This window comes from Microbulbifer magnicolonia, assembly GCF_035117725.1.
GTDB classification, from domain to species: Bacteria; Pseudomonadota; Gammaproteobacteria; order Pseudomonadales; family Cellvibrionaceae; genus Microbulbifer; species Microbulbifer magnicolonia.
This window is the reverse complement of record NZ_JAYEFD010000002.1, coordinates 1166574-1183312: the sequence shown is the minus strand read 5'-3', so window position 1 is coordinate 1183312 and position 16739 is coordinate 1166574. Positions and strand designations below refer to the sequence as shown.

The following is a 16739-nucleotide window of genomic DNA, read 5'->3' as shown; positions in this document are numbered from 1 at the left end:
CGCAAGCAGAATTCCACCGCAAGTGCATTTAGCCTTTTCCGGCACCCCGCGTTATAATTCCTTTGCCCTGGGGTGTTGGCCAGTTGACTATGTCCTCGAGCCGATAATCTGACCCTGGTGGTTTCCAGCGGGTGCTGGTGAGCAGGTCCGCCGCGTAGCGGAAAGCCTTATGTATCCCGGACACCGCCACCTTGAACTTTACGGTTCAAGGCTACGTCATCAGCCGCACACTCGGGGTTCCTAATTTCTCTTCCAGTCTTCCCAATCGATGACCGAAAGCAAAGCCCGATCTGAGAAGGCTGAGTTGCGCCGCCGCATGCGCGCGGCCCGACGCAAGCTCAGCGTTTACCAGCAGCGCCTGCACGGTCGCGCCGCCGCCATTCACTTGAGCCGCAGCCCGCGCATGCAGCGCGCGCGGCATATCGGCATCTACTGGCCGATGGACGGAGAACTGGATATCCGCTGGCTGGTGCGGCGCTTTCCCGACAAACACTTCTATCTGCCGGTGCTGCCGGCAGAGCCGCACCCGCACCTGCGCTTTCGCCGCTGGCACGGCAAGCCGCTGAGCTATCGCAACCGTTTCCGCATCCCCGAGCCGCTGCGCGGCCACAGTCAGCCGCCGCTGCAACTGGATCTGGTGCTGGTGCCGCTGGTGGCCTTCGACCCGAGCGGCGCCCGCCTCGGCATGGGGGCCGGCTTCTATGACCGCACCTTCGCCTTCAAGCGGCTGCTACCCGGCGCCGGCCCGGTATTGATTGGTGCCGCCCACCAGCTGCAGTGCGTACAAAAGCTGGCCACCGACAGCTGGGACATACCGCTGGACGCGGTGGTGACCGAGGAGCGGATGTACCGCTGCCGCTGAACCTCAACACACTGTGGGAGCCGGCCCTGCTGGCGATGCCCATCGGCCGGCGGCCTCATAGCCGCCTGCAGCGCAGGCTTCCACAACGCGGGGAGAGCCCCGAAACGAAAAAGGCCGAACGCTGGAGGCGTTCGGCCTTTTTCGTTTGTTTGCGGGCAGAGTGGCTTTGCCGGCGAGATGCCTAGCGGTTCACCACTCCCTGCTGCAGAGCCGCGGGCGGTTCCGGATCCGAGGCGAATACCTCGGTCAGACCGGTGCTGCTCAACAGTACGCCCGCGACAAAGACAACCACGGCGATTGTCAGTGCATCGGGTTTCATTGGGACCATCCTGTAGGATCGATGTTCTTGTTATGCGCGTTTCGCCCCGCGTTAGACTCAGTTCAACGCAAAAGTTCCACAGCGGGAAAGATACTTTAGAAACGGCCAAATAGTAACCGGCGGGCGGTCGTTTTTTGTGAATTTTGTCGCATTATTGTTCAAAAAAGTTAGACAAGTCCGCCAACCCGGTCTACCCAGCGGCGGAACCATCCGGTCGGAAGTGACTTAACTGCCCCGCGGCGCGGGGCGGCCGCCTCAGCTGGCAAGGAAGAAGCGGTAGGCCGGGTTGTCCGTCTCGTCCCAGAAGGGGAACTGCAGCTGGTCCAGCAGCGCCCTGAGCTGCTCCCGCTCCTCCTGCGCCACCTGCAGTCCGGCCAGCACGCGACCGTAGGCGGCGCCGTGGTTGCGATAGTGGAACAGGGTGATGTTCCAGCGCCCCGCCAGGTGTTCGAGGAATTTGCGCAGCGCGCCGGGGCGCTCGGGAAACTCGAAGCGGTATACCACCTCGTCGGTCAGCCCCGGCGCGCGGCCGCCCACCAGGTGGCGGATATGCAGCTTGGCCATCTCGTTGTCGGTCAGGTCCGCGACCCGGTAGCCGGCGGCCTCCAGCCTCTCCAGCAGCTGGCGCCGGTCCGCATCCGCGGTCACCTGCAGGCCGACGAAGATATGCGCCTCGCCGCTGTTGGCGTAGCGATAGTTGAATTCGGTGATGGCGCGGTCGCCCAGGTCGCGGCAGAACTGCAGGTAGCTGCCGGCGCGCTCGGGGATGGTGACCGCCAGTACCGCCTCGCGCTTCTCGCCGATTTCGGTGCGCTCGCTGATGTAGCGCAGGCGGTCGAAGTTGGTGTTGGCGCCGCTGCACACGGTCGCCAGGGCCGCGTTGCGGCTGCCGCTCTGCTCTACATATTTCTTCAGCCCCGCCAGGCCCACGGCACCGGCGGGCTCGGCGATGGAACGGGTATCCTCGAAAATGTCCTTGATCGCCGCACAGATCTCATCGGTGGTCACGGTAATGACACCGTCCAGTGTTTCGCGCAGTACGCGGAAAGTCTCCTCGCCGATCTGCGCCACCGCGACACCGTCGGCAAAGAGCCCCACCTGCGGCAGGCGTACCCGCTCGCCGCTGTCCATCGCCGCCTTCAGGCAGGCGGCTTCCTCCGGCTCCACCGCATAGACCTTCACCTCGGGGCGCACATATTTGATGTAGGCGGCCATGCCCGCGGCCAGGCCGCCACCGCCGACCGGGATAAACACCGCATCCAGGTTGCCCGAGTGCTGGCGCAGCAGTTCCATCGCCACCGTGCCCTGGCCGGCAATCACGTCGGGATCGTCGTAGGGGTGCACGAAAACCAGGCCGCGCTCCTCTACCAGCTCCCGCGCGCGCGCCGCCGCCTCGTCGAAGGTATCGCCGTGCAGCACCACTTCGGCACCGCGCATGCGCACGGCGCCCACCTTGATCTGCGGCGTGGTCGTCGGCATCACGATGGTGGCGCGCACCCCCAGCTGTGCCGCGCCCATCGCCAGCCCCTGGGCGTGGTTGCCCGCGGAAGCGGCGATGACGCCGCGGGCGCGCTGTTCCGGCGGCAGCTGCAGCAGCTTGTTGTAGGCCCCGCGCACCTTGAAAGAAAACACCGGCTGCAGGTCTTCGCGCTTGAGCAGAATGCGGTTGTTGAAGCGGTGTGATAGCTGGCGCATCGGCTCCAGCGGCGTCTCGGTGGCGACATCGTAAATGCGCGCGTCTAGAATGCGCTTGATATAGGACTTGGGCATGGCGTAATTCGGCGGCCTTAGCGGTAAGAAGCAGCGGTTAAACTCTGTGCACGACGCCGTTTAGCACCGGTTCATTGAGATCGGCCGGACACGCGACACCGGCAGGCCAGTCTAATCCTCCGCCAGCAGAATTGCCACAGGAAAGCCGGAGTCACGCGAAATTAATTCGCGATCAAGACCTCTCGACACGAATAATTGCACAGGAAACTTTCCACACTATGACTCAGGACGAATTGAAACGGGCCACCGCCCGCGCCGCCGTGGACTATATCGCCCCCAAACTGGAAGCCGATTCGATCGTCGGCGTCGGCACCGGCTCCACTGCCAACTTCTTTATCGACTACCTGGCGGAGATCAAAGGCCAGTTCGACGGCACCGTGGCCAGCTCCGAGGCCTCCGCGGAACGGCTCAAGTCCCACGGCATACCGGTTTACGACCTGAACAGCGTCGACGGCATCCAGTTCTATATCGACGGTGCCGACGAGGCCAACCCGGCGCTGCAGCTGATCAAGGGTGGCGGCGCCGCGCTGACGCGGGAGAAGATAGTCGCGGCTGTGTCCTCCGAGTTCGTCTGCATCGCCGATGAGAGCAAGTGGGTGCCGATCCTGGGGGATTTCCCGCTGCCGGTGGAGGTCATCCCGATGGCGCGTTCCCTGGTGGCGCGCGAGCTGGTCAAGCTGGGCGGCGACCCCGTCTACCGCCAGGGTGTGACCACCGACAATGGCAATGTCATCCTAGATGTGCACAATCTGCGGATTACCGAACCGAAAGCTCTGGAAGAAGCGATCAACAATATCACCGGCGTGGTCACCAACGGCATTTTCGCCCTGCGCCCCGCCGACGTGCTGTTGCTGGGCACCACTTCCGGAGTAAAGACCTTTACCGCCGAATAAACTGCTTTGTCATGCCGAAAAACAATAACGATCGAATTGCCGTTTTACTGCTGCTCACACTGTCAGCGCTGACCGCGGGCTGCGCCACCAGCCCGCCGAGCAATCCCGACGATATCTGCTCCATCTTTCGCGAGAAAAAGGGCTGGTACGGCGAGGCCAAGGACGCCGAGGAGAAATGGGGCTCGCCGGTGGCCACCATGATGGCGATACTGCATCAGGAATCGCGCTTCGTGCACGACGCGCGCCCGCCGCGCACCAAGATCCTCGGCTTCATTCCCGGGCCGCGCCCGTCCGACGCCTACGGCTACCCGCAGGCGCTGGGCACCACCTGGCGCGGCTACCAGCGCGCATCGTTCAATTACGGCGCCGATCGCGACGATTTCGGCGACGCCATCGATTTCGTCGGCTGGTACAACAACACCAGCGCGCGCCAGTGCCGCATCAAGTCGAACGATACCTACCATCTCTATCTCGCCTACCACGAGGGACAAGGTGGCTTTAACCGGCGCACATTTAGAAATAAGGGCTGGCTGCAGCAGGTTTCCCACAAGGTGTCCGCCCGCGCCCAGAGCTACCAGCGGCAGCTGAACAGCTGCGAGAGCTCGCTGAAAAGGCGCCGGAAATTCCTCGGCATCTTCTGATTTGCGCCACAGCGCCCGATAAAAAAATTCACCCGTCTGGCGGCAAATGGCGCAACGCGCCGCCGAAACTGTCTACCCTGAGCTGACAACACCTCACTTTTGTCCCCGGCTGCGCCCGCAAAAGTACGACGTTTGTGGCCCCCTACGCGACGCTGGGCGCTCCCTCGCCGAAGCAAAAGCGTCCTTCCACCTATCCGAGGTGCACGATGAAAACTCCAGCTATCTGTTTTGCCGCGCTCGCTCTGCTCCTGGTACTGCCAATGGCACAGGCGCAAACTCCGGTCGCCGAAGTCAGGGCCCAGCAGACGGCATACAGCGATCCGCAGCTCCAGCAATTTGCCGACGCCTACCGCGCCATAGTCGTGCTCAGCCGCGAGTACGGCCCGAAACTCAAGGGCGCAGCCGACATAGAGGAAGCGGAGGCAATCAACCGGGAGGCGCAGGAAAAGATGGTCGCCGCAATCAACAAGGCGGGGCTGTCCAAGGAGGAATACCAGGCGATAGCCTCCAGCCTGCAGTCGGACCCGGCACTGGTGGAGAGAGTCAATAAACTGCTGCAACAGCAGGAAGGACAGTAATCGACAACAGGACCGCGGCGCACCGCCGCAGCCTTCAGGCGAGGGACACCTGCAGCACCTTGCAGATCTCCGGCAGGTGACCTCGCACCCACTCCCGATCGAAAGACCCCCAGTCGCGCAGCACGTAGTAGCCGTCGTTATTGCGCACGCCCTGCTGCACAAACTCCACCCGGGTACCGTGGCCCGGCAATCCCTTGGCGATGATGTCCTGCACCGTGCGCCGCGGCCAACCGGTAGCCTCCTCCAGCGCCGGGTTGTTCGGCTTCGGCAGCTGCTCGATCAGATGCGCGATCAGCATGCGCCGGCAGATGGTGGGATTGAGCTGTTCGGCGAGATCTGAAGTCATGGTATCCGTCCATTGGTCGATGCGCCCTTTGTAGCACACCGAAGTCCCACTCACACCCCAAAACTGACTTTCCGCGCCGCTTTGCGCATAATCGCGGTTCCACATCAGCGGATACACGCTGCGGGACTAAAGAGGGCTGAGGCTGTGGAAAACGACAGTGTGGAAATCGACAAGGCGGAAAATGGGGAAGCCAGATTCCGCGATGCGGACCCGGGCATACTCGCCGCGGCGGTGCGCGCGCAACTGGCCGGCGCCCACGATGCCGGGCTGGACTGCCGCCAGCTGCTACTCGACAGCGGCATAGACCCCGCCGCTATCGACGAGCCCGACAATCGCATCGGCCGCGAACAGGTCGCCAACCTGCTGCGCCGCGAGTGGGACCTGCTGAACGACGAGTCCGGCGGCTTCCTCGCCCGGCCGTGGCTGCCCGGCACCTTCGCGATGATGGGCCACGCCTGTATCAGCTGCCCCAACCTGCGCCGCGCGCTGCTGCGCTCCGGCCGCTTCGTCGCCATGGTCAGCGACGACCTGCACATCAAGCTGGTGGAAGACGGCGAGGAGGCGCGCCTGACCTTTCACCACGGCAACGACAAACAGCTGCCGAACCAGATCTTCGTCGAATCCCTGGCACTCATCTGGCTGCGCTTCTTCAGCTGGTTGATCGACCGCACCATATTGCTCGAACGGGTGCACCTGGCCTTCCCGCCCCCGGACTACAACGAAGACTACAGCGATATGTTCCCCTGCCGGCACTACTTCCACCAGCGCGAAACCTGCCTGGTGTTCAGCACGCGCTATTTGCAGATGCCGCTGGTGCGCGACGAGCAGCAGCTGGCCGAATTCCTCGCCCGCGCCCCCGAGTGCCTGCTGGCCCAGTACAAATCCGACCACAGCTACACCGGCCGCATTCGCCGCATGCTGCAGCAGCAGAACTGCATCGAGAACCTGTCGCTCGACGACGTCGCCGCGCGCCTCTATACCTCGCCGCAGACGCTGCGCCGGCGACTGAAAGAGGAGGGCAACAGCTGGCAGGACATCAAGGACTCGGTGCGCCGCGATATGGCCGTGTACCAGCTCAAGAAACAGGAAACGGCAGTGGCGGAGATCGCCGAGCGCCTCGGCTTTTCCGAACCCAGCGCTTTCAACCGCGCCTTCAAGAAGTGGACCGGCCTGGCGCCGGGCGCCTACCGCGAGAAATATCGCGGCTAGTGACATCTACTTACTGCGCCGGCGCCATGGGGATTTAAAGAAAATGTGCATCCGGTCGTCATACCGGCGCAGACCGGTATCCAGTTTCGCGGCACCAGGGTTCCTGGCCTGCGCCGGAACGACGACAATACGCCGAAGTCTCCCCAGCATCACAATCAAAAAAATCCCCGCAATTGCGGGGATTTTTTTCGTCTGGCAAAGCCGGGTTACTCGAAAGTCACCACCCGCACGCTGATGCGGCGGTTCTTCTCCTTGCCTTCCTCGGTGCTGTCATCGGCGACCGGCTTGGCCGAACCCATGCCGGTGGCAGTCACACGGTTTGGGTCTATGCCCTTTTCCACCAGCATCTGGCGCACCGTATCCGCGCGCTCCTGCGACAGCTCCTGGTTGGCCATCGCATCGCCCTCGCTGGAGGTGTGCCCCTCGATGGCGATGGTCAGCCCCGGGTTTTCCTGCAGGATGATGGCCAGCGCATCCACATCCGGCACAGACGCGCTGGTGACTTGGGCGCTGTCGACGGCAAACTGAATTGTGAGCGGGAACTCACGATTCGGATCCCGCGCGGCGCTGGTCAGATAGTCGCGGAAACTGCTGGCGAAATCCACCGTCTCCTCGGTGGTCGGCGGGGCGGTAGTGGTATCCGGCGGTATCGCGGTGGCATCGGGTGTCTCCTCGATAATCACCTTCTCCTCGTCCAGTATCACCTCGCCGGGTTTTTCCTCCACCTTTTCCCGCTTCGCGCACATGTTGAGCGCGTAGAGCGCCGCCAGGGCAATCAGCAGTGGCCAGAACCACTTGCCGAAACCGCCGCGCTTTTTCTCCGGCGCGCGATGTATCGCCTGCGGGCGCGCCTCCTGCGGCTGTTCGTGGCCGTGAGTTACCAGGGATTCGCCGAGCTTGTTGAAATCGGCCACCCCCAGTTCCCTCAGCAGCCCCGCGGGCACCTTGTCCTTGATAAATGGCTTCTGCCCCAGCAGCAGCGAGGCGAGACTGGAAACGTCCAGGCCCTTGCTCTTGACCATTTTGCTGAGCAGCGACATCACCACCGGCGCCGCCACCTTGAGCAGGCTGCCGCCTTTGCCGCCGCTCATGCCCAGCGCACTGGAAACAATGTCCCCGACACCGGCGGCCTTGCCGCCGAAGATGCCCTCCAGCATATTGCCGCCGCTCTTTTGCAGGCTGCTCATCTGCTCCGGGTCTTTGAAGACATCGGCGATGGACGAGAAATTCAGCTCGCTGCTGCCGGTGATCATGTTGAACAGGTTACCCATACCCGTCTTGCTACTGCCCTTGTTGAGCATGCCCGCAAGCACGGATGAGAGCCCGGTATTGACGGCGGACTCCCCTTTATCTGCCGGCAAGCCGAGCGCGCTGGTCAGCGCATCGATACCTGAATTACCCAACTGGCGTACCGCCATTTCCAATAAATTTTCCGCCATAACACAACCTCGTCGTTTAATACCTCTAAACGTCTCCACTGAGTGTACGGCAACCCCGCCAGTGGATTAGTTTGATTCCGAATAACCAGCGGGCGAATACCATCGGTGTCTTTATGGTCACCCCACTGGCGCCGGCGTCACCGTCTGTGGCGCCTTTTATCATTTGCGTCACCGGCGGGCCCAACTAAGGTATAGCTACTACCAATAACGAAGAGGCTCAGAACGTGCCCGCAGAAGCCTATATCTACGATGCGATCCGCACGCCCCGCGGCAAAGGCAAGCCCGGCGGCGCCCTGCACGAAGTCAAACCGGTGACGCTGCTCGCCGACCTGCTGCGCGAGCTGCAGAAACGCAACCAGCTGGACACCCGCAGAGTCGATGACGTGGTCATGGGCTGCGTCACCCCGATCGGCGACCAGGGCGCCGATATCGCCAAGACCGCGGCTTTGGTTGCCGGCTGGGACTGGGATATCGGCGGTGTCACCCTGAACCGTTTCTGCGCCTCCGGTGCCTCGGCGGTGAATTTCGCCGCCGCCAAGGTGCGCTCCGGCTGGGAGCAATTGGTGGTGGCCGGCGGTGTCGAGTCCATGTCGCGCGTGCCGATGGGCAGCGACGGCGGCGCCTTGATCGCGGACCCGCGCACCGCCATGGACACCGGTTTCGTGCCGCAGGGCATAGGCGCGGACCTGATCGCCACCCTCGGCGGCTTCAGCCGCGAGGACGTGGATGCCTTCGCGCTCGAGTCCCAGCGCAAGGCCGCTGCCGCCTGGGCCCGCGGCGCCTTCGCCAAATCCGTCGTGCCGGTGCGGGACCAGAACGGCCTGCTGATCCTCGATCATGACCAGCTGGTGCGCCCGGACACCTCGATGGGAGGCCTCGGCCAGCTGAAACCCTCGTTCACCGGCCTCGGTGAGCTGGGTTTCGACAGCGTGGCCAAGGCCCGCTACCCGCAGGTGGAGCGCATCGACCATGTGCACACCGCCGGCAACTCCTCCGGTATCGTCGACGGCGCCGCGGCGCTGCTGCTCGGCAGTGAACAGGCCGGCCGCGATCTCGGCATAACGCCGCGCGCGCGCATCGTCTCGGCCGCGGTGGTCGGCACTGATCCCACCATCATGCTCACCGGCCCGGCGCCGGCCACGAACAAGGCATTGAAAGTGGCGGGCCTGACCGCGCAGGAAATCGACCTGTACGAGGTGAACGAGGCCTTCGCCGCGGTGGTGATGCGCTTCCAGCGCGAGCTGGATATAGATCCCGAGAAAATCAACGTGAACGGCGGCTCCATCGCCATGGGCCATCCGCTCGGCGCCACCGGCGCCATGCTGATCGGCACCGTGCTGGACGAGCTGGAACAGCGCGGCCAGCGCTACGGCCTGGTCACCCTCTGTGTCGGCGGCGGCATGGGCGTGGCGACCATCGTCGAGCGTCTCGGTTAAATAGGGGAAGGGGAAAGAAAATGAAATCCATTCGCCTGGAAAAAGACAGCGACAACATCATCCACCTGATCCTCGACAATCCCAACGCGTCCGCCAACGTGATGGACCGGGATTTTGCCGAGTCACTGCACCAGGCCGTCGAGCGCCTGCAGAAAGACGACTACGCCGGCATCATCGTGCGCTCGGCGAAAAGCACCTTCTTTGCCGGCGGCGACCTCAACTGGCTCTACTCGGTGCAGCACAAGGATGCCGGGGAATTCTTCAAACACTGTGAAGCCCTGAAAGCGGACCTGCGCTGGCTGGAGATCCAGGGCAAGCCGGTGGTGGCCGCGATCAACGGCGCCGCCCTCGGCGGCGGCTGGGAGATAGCGCTGAGCTGCCACCACCGCATCGCGATCGACAGCCATGCGGTAAAGATCGGCCTGCCGGAAGTCACCCTCGGCCTGCTGCCCGGCGGCGGTGGCTGCGTGCGCATGCCGCGCCTGCTTGGCATCCAGAATGCACTGCCCTACTTGCTCGAGGGCAAGCAGGTCGGCGCACAGCAGGCGCTGGAAGCCGGCCTGATTCACCAGACCGCGAAAGACGCGGACGAGCTGCTCGATCACGCGCGCGCTTTTGTGCTCGCCAACGCCGGCAGCGAGGTGCAGCAGCCCTGGGACCAGCCCGGCTACCGCATGCCCGGCGGCGACGCCAGGAACCCAAAAAATGCGCAGCTGCTGGCATTCGCCCCGGCCATGCTGTGGCAGAAAACCAAGGGCTGTTTCCCGGCGCCGGAGGCGATACTGGCCACGGTGATCGAGGGCTCCCAGGTGGACTTCGACACCGCCACGCGCATCGAATCCCGCTATTTCGTCGAGCTGACCTGCGGCCAGGTGGCGAAGAACATGATCGGCACCTTCTGGTTCGGCCTTAACGCGATCAAGGCCGGTGCCTCGCTGCCGGACGCCGCGCGTGCTTTATTAAACGAGCGGGAAACCGCACCGTTAAAGAAAATCGGCATTCTCGGCGCCGGCATGATGGGCGCGGGCATCGCCTACGCCTGTGCGAGCAGGGGCGTCGAGGTGGTGCTCAAGGACGTCTCGCTGGAGGCCGCGCAGAAAGGCAAAGGCTATGCGGAGAAATCCCTGCAGAAGCGCGTCGACCGCGGCCGCATGGACGAGGCCGGCATGCAGGACATACTGTCGCGCATACTGCCGAGCGACAGCGCAGCTGACCTCAAGGGCTGCGAGCTCATCATAGAGGCGGTGTTCGAGGACCGCGAACTGAAGGCCAGGGTCACCGCGGAGGCCGAGGAACAGCTGGGAGAGAGCGCCATCTTCGCCTCCAACACCTCCACCCTGCCGATCAGCGGTCTCGCCGAGGCCTCGAAGCGGCCGGAGAATTTTATCGGCCTGCACTTCTTCTCCCCGGCGGACAAGATGCCGCTGGTGGAAATCATCTGCGGCGAACGGACCAGTGACGAGACCCTCGCGCGCGCCTTCGCCTTCGTGCTGCAGATCGGCAAGACGCCGATCGTCGTCAACGACAGCCGCGGCTTCTTCACATCGCGGGTGTTCGGCTGCTTCACCAACGAGGGCATCGCCATGCTCGGCGAGGGCGTGAACCCGGCCAGCATCGAAAATGCCGCGGCCCTGGCCGGTTTTCCGGTCGGCCCGCTGGCGGTCAGTGACGAAGTCTCGCTGACGCTGATGGGCAAGATCCGCCAACAGACCGTTGACGACCTGCAGCGCGAGGGCAAACCGGTGCCGTCGCATCCGGCGGACAAGGTGATCGACCATATGCTGGAAATGGGCCGCGCTGGCAAAGCCGCCGGCGGCGGCTTCTACAGCTACCCAGAAGATGGCAAGAAACACCTGTGGACCGGGCTGGCGAAGGAATTTCCCGTCGGCGAACAGCCGGCGTTCGAGGATGTGAAGGAGCGGCTGCTGTTTATCATGGCGATAGAGACGCTGCGCTGCTATGAGGAACATGTGCTGCGCAGTGTGCGCGATGCGAATATCGGCTCCATCTTCGGTATCGGTTTCCCGCCCTGGACCGGCGGCGCCCTGCAGTACATCAACCAGTACGGCCCGGCGGAATTCGAACAGCGCGCGCGGCAGCTGGCGGAGCACTACGGCGAGCGCTTCGCGCCGTCGCAGGTGCTGGTCGAGATGGCGGAAGCCAACCTGCCGCTGACCGATGAATAGCACGATGCCGAATTACCCCCTGTAGGAGCGGCCCTTGGCCGCGATCGATCTCGCTATAAACCACCATCGATCGCGGCCATGGGCGGATGGCCGCCCCGCCGCTTCTACAATAAGAAAAAAGATCCGGAGAAAAGTGATGATCCCGAGAACCGTCTTCAACGAAGATCACGAACAGTTTCGCGATACCGTGCGCAAGTTTCTGGAAAACGAGGCCGCGCCCTATCACCACCAGTGGGAAAAGGACGGCCAGGTGGACCGCGAGCTGTGGACCAAGGCCGGCGAGATGGGCTTCCTCTGCCCGCAGATCCCGGAAGAATACGGCGGCCTGGGCCTCGACTTCGGCTATAACGCGATCGTCGCCGAGGAGATCTCCCGCGCCAACCTCACCGGTATCGGCTGGGGCCTGCACTCGGATATCGCCGTGCCCTATATCGTCAACTACGGCAGCGAGGAGCAGAAACAGAAATACCTGCCCAAGTGCATCAGCGGCGAGATCATCACCGCCATCGCGATGACCGAGCCGGGCACCGGCTCCGACCTGCAGAACGTGCGCACCACCGCCATCAAGAAGGGCGATCACTATGTGCTGAACGGCTCCAAGACTTTCATCACCAACGGCCAGCTGGCCGACCTGGTCATTGTTGTCGCCAAGACCAATCCGGACGAGGGCGCGGCCGGCGTCAGCCTGCTGCTGGTCGAGTCCAACCTGCCCGGCTTCAAGAAGGGCACCAACCTGGAAAAGGTCGGCATGAAAGCCCAGGACACCTCGGAGCTGTTCTTCGACGACGTCAAGGTGCCGGCGGAAAACCTGCTCGGCGGCGAGGGTCAGGGCTTTGTCTACCTGATGCAGGAACTGGCGCAGGAGCGCCTCGGTGTCGCCATCGGTGCCGTCGCCAACGCCGAGGCCGGCCTGCGCTGGACCGTCGGCTATGTGCGCGAGCGCAAGGCCTTTGGCAAACCCATCTCCGCCTTCCAGAACACCCAGTTCAAGCTGGCGGAGCTGGACAGCGAACTGACCGCGCTGCGCGTGTTCATCGACCGCTGCATGGAACTGCACTACGAGAAGAAGCTGGACGCCGCCACCGCCGCCAAGGCCAAGCTGCTGGCCACCGACTTCCAGTGCAAGCTGCTCGACGAATGCGTGCAGCTGCACGGCGGCTACGGCTATATGTGGGAATACCCCATCGCCCGCGCCTGGGCCGACGCGCGCGTACAGCGCATCTACGCCGGCACCAACGAAATCATGAAGCTGATTATTTCCCGGGATCTGCTCAAGGATTAATCCGCTAACACTTTGTCGTCGTCCCGGCGCAGGCCGGGCCCCAGGTGCCGCGAACCTGGATACCGGCCTGCGCCGGTATGACGAGAGACTGGAAACCCTCGCCAACCAGACCGCAGATAACCTATGACTTACGTTGACGGGCCTTTAAAGGGACTGAAAGTTCTCGACTTCTCCACCCTGCTCCCCGGCCCCTACGCCACCATGCTGCTGGCCGACATGGGCGCCGAGGTGCTGCGCATCGAGTCGCCGACGCGCCCGGACATGCTGCGCGGCCTGCCGCCGATGGTCGGCGAGGATCAATCCGTGTCCGCCGCCCACGCCAGCATCAACCGCAACAAGCAATCCCTCGCGCTGGACCTGAAAGACCCGCGCGCCGGCGAGATCGTGCGGCGCCTGCTGGTGGACTACGACATCGTCGTCGAACAGTTCCGCCCCGGCGTGATGGGCAAGCTCGGCCTCGGTTACGAAACCCTGCGCAAGACCCGCGCGGACCTCATCTACTGCTCCATCACCGGCTACGGCCAGACGGGCCCGCTCAGACAGCGCGCCGGCCACGACATCAACTACCTGGCGCTGGCGGGCCTCGCCAGCTACTCCGGCCGCGAGTACAGCGGCCCCAGTCTCAGCGGCACCCAGATTGCCGATATCGCCGGTGGCTCGCACCATGCGGTGATGGGCATTCTCGCCGCGGTGTACCAGCGCCAGCAGAGCGGCAGGGGCAGCCATATCGATATCAGCATGACCGACTGCGCCTTCGCCCTGAACGCCATCAGCGGCGCCAACGCACTGGCCGGCGCCGGCGACCCGGAGCTGGAAAAGGAACTGCTCAATGGTGGCAGCTACTACGACTACTACCGCACCGCCGACAACCGCTACCTGTCCGTCGGCAGCCTGGAACCGCAATTCGCGGAACAGTTTTTCCGCGTCATTGGCCACCCGGAGTGGCTGCAGCGGGTGCTGCAGGCCGACCAGCAGCAACCGCTCAAACGGGATATCGCCGACACCATTGCGCAGGGCACACTGGATGACTGGATGCGCCTGTTCGATGCCTGCGACGCCTGCGTGGAACCGGTGCTGACATTCTCCGAGGCGGCCGCGAGTGCGCTGATGGCCGAGCGGCAGATGCTGTGCGAGGCGGTACTGCCGGACGGCAGCAGCCAGCAGCAGATCAATACACCGCTGACGTTCGACGGCCACAGGCCGCGGCGCCACACCGCCGGCGCCCCGCTCGGCGGCGACACCCACCAGCTGCTCAACGCGCTCGGCTATACCCAGGAGGAGATTGAGCAGATGCAACTCCAGGGTGTAATCGCCTGAACACCCCGCCGGGAAAGCGTCGAACAAGGCAGGGAAACGTGAAAACCCTGCGGCTGCTACTCGGCGACCAGCTCAACCACAAACACTCCTGGTATCGCAACGACGACGATGACACGCTGTATTTCATCGCCGAGATGCGCCAGGAGACCGACTACGTCAAACACCATATCCAGAAGGTGGTGGCCTTTTTCGAGGCCATGGAAAACTTCGCCGACTGGCTGCGCGCGCGCGGCAAGCGCGTGATCCACTGGCGCCTCGACAAGCCGGACAACACCCAGCACCTCGGCAAGAACATCGCCAGGCTGGTGCAGCGGCACGGTATCGAGAAATTCGAATACCAGCTGCCGGACGAATACCGCCTCGACCGGCAGCTGAAGCAGCTCGCCGACGACCTCAGCATCGACTGCGAGGCCTTCGACAGCGAACACTTCCTCACCAGCCGGGACGAGCTGGCGGCATTCTTCGACGGCAAGCAGTCCCTGCTGATGGAGAGTTTCTACCGCTATATGCGCCGCAAGCACGACCTCCTGATGAACGGCGATGAACCGGAAGGCGGCCAGTGGAACTACGACCAGCGCAACCGCAAGAAATGGAAGGGCAGGCCGGCCATCCCCCACGAGCGCGGCTTCCGCAAGGACGTGCGCAAGACGCTGCAGCGCATCGAGGGCGCCGGGGTGAAAACCTTCGGCGAGATAGACCCGCAGCACTTCAGCTGGCCCACGACCCGCGAAGACTGTCTAACGGTGCTGCGTTATTTCTGCGAGCATTTGCTGATCCACTTCGGCGACTACCAGGACGCGATGGATCCCGAGCAGGTCTACCTGTTCCACAGCCGCCTCAGCTTCGCGATGAACAGCAAGCTGCTGCACCCGCGCGAAGTGATCGATGCGGTGATCGAGCACTGGCAGCACAACAAAGCCACCATCTCCATCAACGAGGTCGAGGGCTATGTGCGGCAGATCCTCGGCTGGCGCGAGTATATGCGCGGCGTCTACTGGCGCGAGATGCCGGGCTACGCCCGCTGCAACCGCCTAGGCAACCACATGGAGCTGCCAGAGTTCTACTGGAGCGCAGACACCCGGATGAACTGCCTGCACCACGCGATCAAAAACAGTCTGGAGCACGCCTACGCCCACCATATCCAGCGGCTGATGATCACCGGCAACTTCGCGCTGCTGATCCAGGTGCACCCGGACCAGGTGGACGCCTGGTATCTGGGCATCTATATCGATGCGATCGAGTGGGTGGAGATCACCAACACCCGCGGCATGAGCCAGTTCGCCGACGGCGGCCTGGTCGCCACCAAGCCCTATATCTCGAGCGGCAGTTACATCCACAAGATGAGCAACTACTGCGAGGGCTGCCGCTACAAGGTCCAGGAAAAGTTCGGGGAAGACGCCTGCCCGTTCAACAGCCTCTACTGGAACTTCCTCGTCGAAAAACGCGAACACTTCGAGCACAACCCGCGCATGGCGATGATGCTGAGCCTGCTGGACAAAATGGAAAGCGGAGAGCTGGAGGCGCTAAGAGCGCGGGCAAAACGGATTATCCGCTGTCCGGATGATTTCTGAAGCAGCAAATAATCGACGTAAAAAAGGCCAGGGCTTATCGAACTCTTACGTAGGGCACCGAGATCAAGCGTCACAGCTCCAACCGATGATGGATCCACCACGCAACAGATCTATTGAGCCGCCCGAACTCGGTGCGTCTGTGTTACCAGACATGATTACCTGACCGAAAGAAATGGACGTTGGCTTGCCGACAAGATCGTCAGCGCCATCGATAGCAATCCACTCACGGGCTTTGGTATCAGAAAATTACAGCCATTCCGGTCAAAACTCTTTCGCAAAGGTGGTTAGAGGTCAGGAAGTTCCATCTCAGGTTGGGCTGACGACATGCCAAGCACCAATATGCATGCGGTGCTTTTCCAGGGCAGCACCCCATGAGCTAACGTTCGCAAACCCATTGGAATTTTTTGCCTGACCTGCACCACACCCCACGCAAAAAATGAAAATCTGCCTATCTTAAATGAAGACGCATTGCAGCAAAAGGCTATTAGAAAGACGAAAAATACGCTAATCCTATTACACGCCATTACATTACGCTATTTATCCCGCTTAAACGTGTTATTTTCGCTGGCGATTAATAGTTGCGTTTCCGGAACTTATCATAGTTTTAACCTATCAGAAGTAAGATGCACCCCTGAAAAAATAAAAATAAACTTCAGCCTGATTTCAAGCAACTGATATAAGAGGAAATACTGGCTAAGCTGCCAGATATAGTTCCTCTAGCCTCCGCAGATTGCGACCGCTGCGGATCAAAAATTTCTATGATCCGGCATTCAGACACAGGCAATCTGTAAGCCTCGATTATTTATGCGGGTTTAATGCAGAAATACATTGAGCACTAAAAGCAGACGAGAATTAATAACTGGTAAAACTAACACCTGATTATATTTAGT

General features: G+C 62.4%; 14 protein-coding genes and 1 other RNA gene. 11 read left to right on the top strand and 4 right to left on the bottom strand.

Features of this window, described 5'->3' with window-relative positions; all coding sequences use genetic code 11:
* Positions 1–61 precede the first annotated feature (61 nt).
* A non-coding RNA gene (gene ssrS, locus RRF64_RS14495) (6S RNA) lies at positions 62–242 on the top strand.
* A 26-nt stretch (positions 243–268) separates the two neighbouring features.
* Positions 269–862 carry a 5-formyltetrahydrofolate cyclo-ligase gene (locus RRF64_RS14490; protein ID WP_323846607.1) on the top strand — a complete coding sequence of 198 codons (594 nt, stop codon included), beginning with the start codon at positions 269–271 and terminating at the stop codon, positions 860–862.
* 181 nt (positions 863–1043) lie between these two features.
* On the opposite strand, the gene RRF64_RS14485 is transcribed toward RRF64_RS14490, so the two are convergent.
* The gene (locus RRF64_RS14485) at positions 1044–1181 is read right to left on the bottom strand and encodes a hypothetical protein (RefSeq protein WP_323846606.1); all 138 of its coding nucleotides are present in this window, start codon (positions 1179–1181) and stop codon (positions 1044–1046) included.
* Positions 1182–1436: 255 nt separating this feature from the next.
* Positions 1437–2951, bottom strand: a complete 1515-nt coding sequence (gene ilvA / locus RRF64_RS14480; RefSeq protein ID WP_323846605.1) for a threonine ammonia-lyase, biosynthetic — start codon at positions 2949–2951, stop codon at positions 1437–1439.
* 218 nt (positions 2952–3169) lie between these two features.
* On the opposite strand from ilvA, the gene rpiA reads away from it, so the two are divergent.
* The 3 genes from rpiA (at position 3170) to RRF64_RS14465 (ending at position 5063) form a co-directional block, all read left to right on the top strand.
* Positions 3170–3844 carry a ribose-5-phosphate isomerase RpiA gene (gene rpiA, locus RRF64_RS14475; RefSeq protein WP_323846604.1) on the top strand — a complete coding sequence of 225 codons (675 nt, stop codon included), beginning with the start codon at positions 3170–3172 and terminating at the stop codon, positions 3842–3844.
* Between the two features lie 11 nt (positions 3845–3855).
* Positions 3856–4485, top strand: a complete 630-nt coding sequence (locus RRF64_RS14470; RefSeq protein WP_323846603.1) for a transglycosylase SLT domain-containing protein — start codon at positions 3856–3858, stop codon at positions 4483–4485.
* Positions 4486–4691: 206 nt separating this feature from the next.
* Positions 4692–5063, top strand: coding sequence for a DUF4168 domain-containing protein (locus tag RRF64_RS14465; protein ID WP_323846602.1), 372 nt, complete (start codon positions 4692–4694; stop codon positions 5061–5063).
* A 34-nt stretch (positions 5064–5097) separates the two neighbouring features.
* Here RRF64_RS14465 and RRF64_RS14460 read toward each other — a convergent pair whose 3' ends face one another.
* Positions 5098–5409, bottom strand: coding sequence for a helix-turn-helix domain-containing protein (locus tag RRF64_RS14460; protein ID WP_323846601.1), 312 nt, complete (start codon positions 5407–5409; stop codon positions 5098–5100).
* A 144-nt stretch (positions 5410–5553) separates the two neighbouring features.
* On the opposite strand from RRF64_RS14460, the gene RRF64_RS14455 reads away from it, so the two are divergent.
* Positions 5554–6618: an AraC family transcriptional regulator gene (locus RRF64_RS14455; protein ID WP_323846600.1), complete on the top strand. Its 1065-nt coding sequence runs from the start codon at positions 5554–5556 to the stop codon at positions 6616–6618.
* Between the two features lie 206 nt (positions 6619–6824).
* Here RRF64_RS14455 and RRF64_RS14450 read toward each other — a convergent pair whose 3' ends face one another.
* Positions 6825–8057, bottom strand: coding sequence for an OmpA family protein (locus tag RRF64_RS14450; protein WP_323846599.1), 1233 nt, complete (start codon positions 8055–8057; stop codon positions 6825–6827).
* A 224-nt stretch (positions 8058–8281) separates the two neighbouring features.
* Between RRF64_RS14450 and RRF64_RS14445 the strand changes: the two genes are divergently transcribed.
* From RRF64_RS14445 to RRF64_RS14425, 5 genes are all read left to right on the top strand, one after another.
* Complete coding sequence (locus RRF64_RS14445; RefSeq protein ID WP_323846598.1) at positions 8282–9493, top strand: acetyl-CoA C-acetyltransferase; 1212 nt, start codon at positions 8282–8284, stop codon at positions 9491–9493.
* Positions 9494–9513: 20 nt separating this feature from the next.
* A complete protein-coding gene (locus tag RRF64_RS14440) occupies positions 9514–11679 on the top strand; it encodes a 3-hydroxyacyl-CoA dehydrogenase NAD-binding domain-containing protein (protein ID WP_323846597.1) in 2166 nt (721 codons plus the stop codon).
* A gap of 136 nt (positions 11680–11815) precedes the next feature.
* Complete coding sequence (locus RRF64_RS14435) at positions 11816–12961, top strand: acyl-CoA dehydrogenase family protein (protein WP_323846596.1); 1146 nt, start codon at positions 11816–11818, stop codon at positions 12959–12961.
* A 123-nt stretch (positions 12962–13084) separates the two neighbouring features.
* Entirely contained in the window at positions 13085–14278 is a 1194-nt protein-coding gene (locus tag RRF64_RS14430) for a CaiB/BaiF CoA transferase family protein (protein ID WP_323846595.1), read from the top strand.
* A 38-nt stretch (positions 14279–14316) separates the two neighbouring features.
* Complete coding sequence (locus tag RRF64_RS14425; protein WP_323846594.1) at positions 14317–15849, top strand: cryptochrome/photolyase family protein; 1533 nt, start codon at positions 14317–14319, stop codon at positions 15847–15849.
* Positions 15850–16739 lie beyond the last annotated feature (890 nt).

What these genes read in the sequence shown, in the direction of transcription:
- rpiA (WP_323846604.1), top strand. Translation starts at nt 3,170, where the DNA reads ATGACTCAGGACGAATTGAAACGGGCCACCGCCCGCGCCGCCGTGGAC.
- RRF64_RS14470 (WP_323846603.1), top strand. Translation starts at nt 3,856, where the DNA reads ATGCCGAAAAACAATAACGATCGAATTGCCGTTTTACTGCTGCTCACA.
- RRF64_RS14490 (WP_323846607.1), top strand. Translation starts at nt 269, where the DNA reads ATGACCGAAAGCAAAGCCCGATCTGAGAAGGCTGAGTTGCGCCGCCGC.
- RRF64_RS14435 (WP_323846596.1), top strand. Translation starts at nt 11,816, where the DNA reads ATGATCCCGAGAACCGTCTTCAACGAAGATCACGAACAGTTTCGCGAT.
- RRF64_RS14485 (WP_323846606.1), bottom strand. Translation starts at nt 1,181, where the DNA reads ATGAAACCCGATGCACTGACAATCGCCGTGGTTGTCTTTGTCGCGGGC.
- RRF64_RS14430 (WP_323846595.1), top strand. Translation starts at nt 13,085, where the DNA reads ATGACTTACGTTGACGGGCCTTTAAAGGGACTGAAAGTTCTCGACTTC.
- RRF64_RS14440 (WP_323846597.1), top strand. Translation starts at nt 9,514, where the DNA reads ATGAAATCCATTCGCCTGGAAAAAGACAGCGACAACATCATCCACCTG.
- ilvA (WP_323846605.1), bottom strand. Translation starts at nt 2,951, where the DNA reads ATGCCCAAGTCCTATATCAAGCGCATTCTAGACGCGCGCATTTACGAT.
- RRF64_RS14450 (WP_323846599.1), bottom strand. Translation starts at nt 8,057, where the DNA reads ATGGCGGAAAATTTATTGGAAATGGCGGTACGCCAGTTGGGTAATTCA.
- RRF64_RS14465 (WP_323846602.1), top strand. Translation starts at nt 4,692, where the DNA reads ATGAAAACTCCAGCTATCTGTTTTGCCGCGCTCGCTCTGCTCCTGGTA.
- RRF64_RS14460 (WP_323846601.1), bottom strand. Translation starts at nt 5,409, where the DNA reads ATGACTTCAGATCTCGCCGAACAGCTCAATCCCACCATCTGCCGGCGC.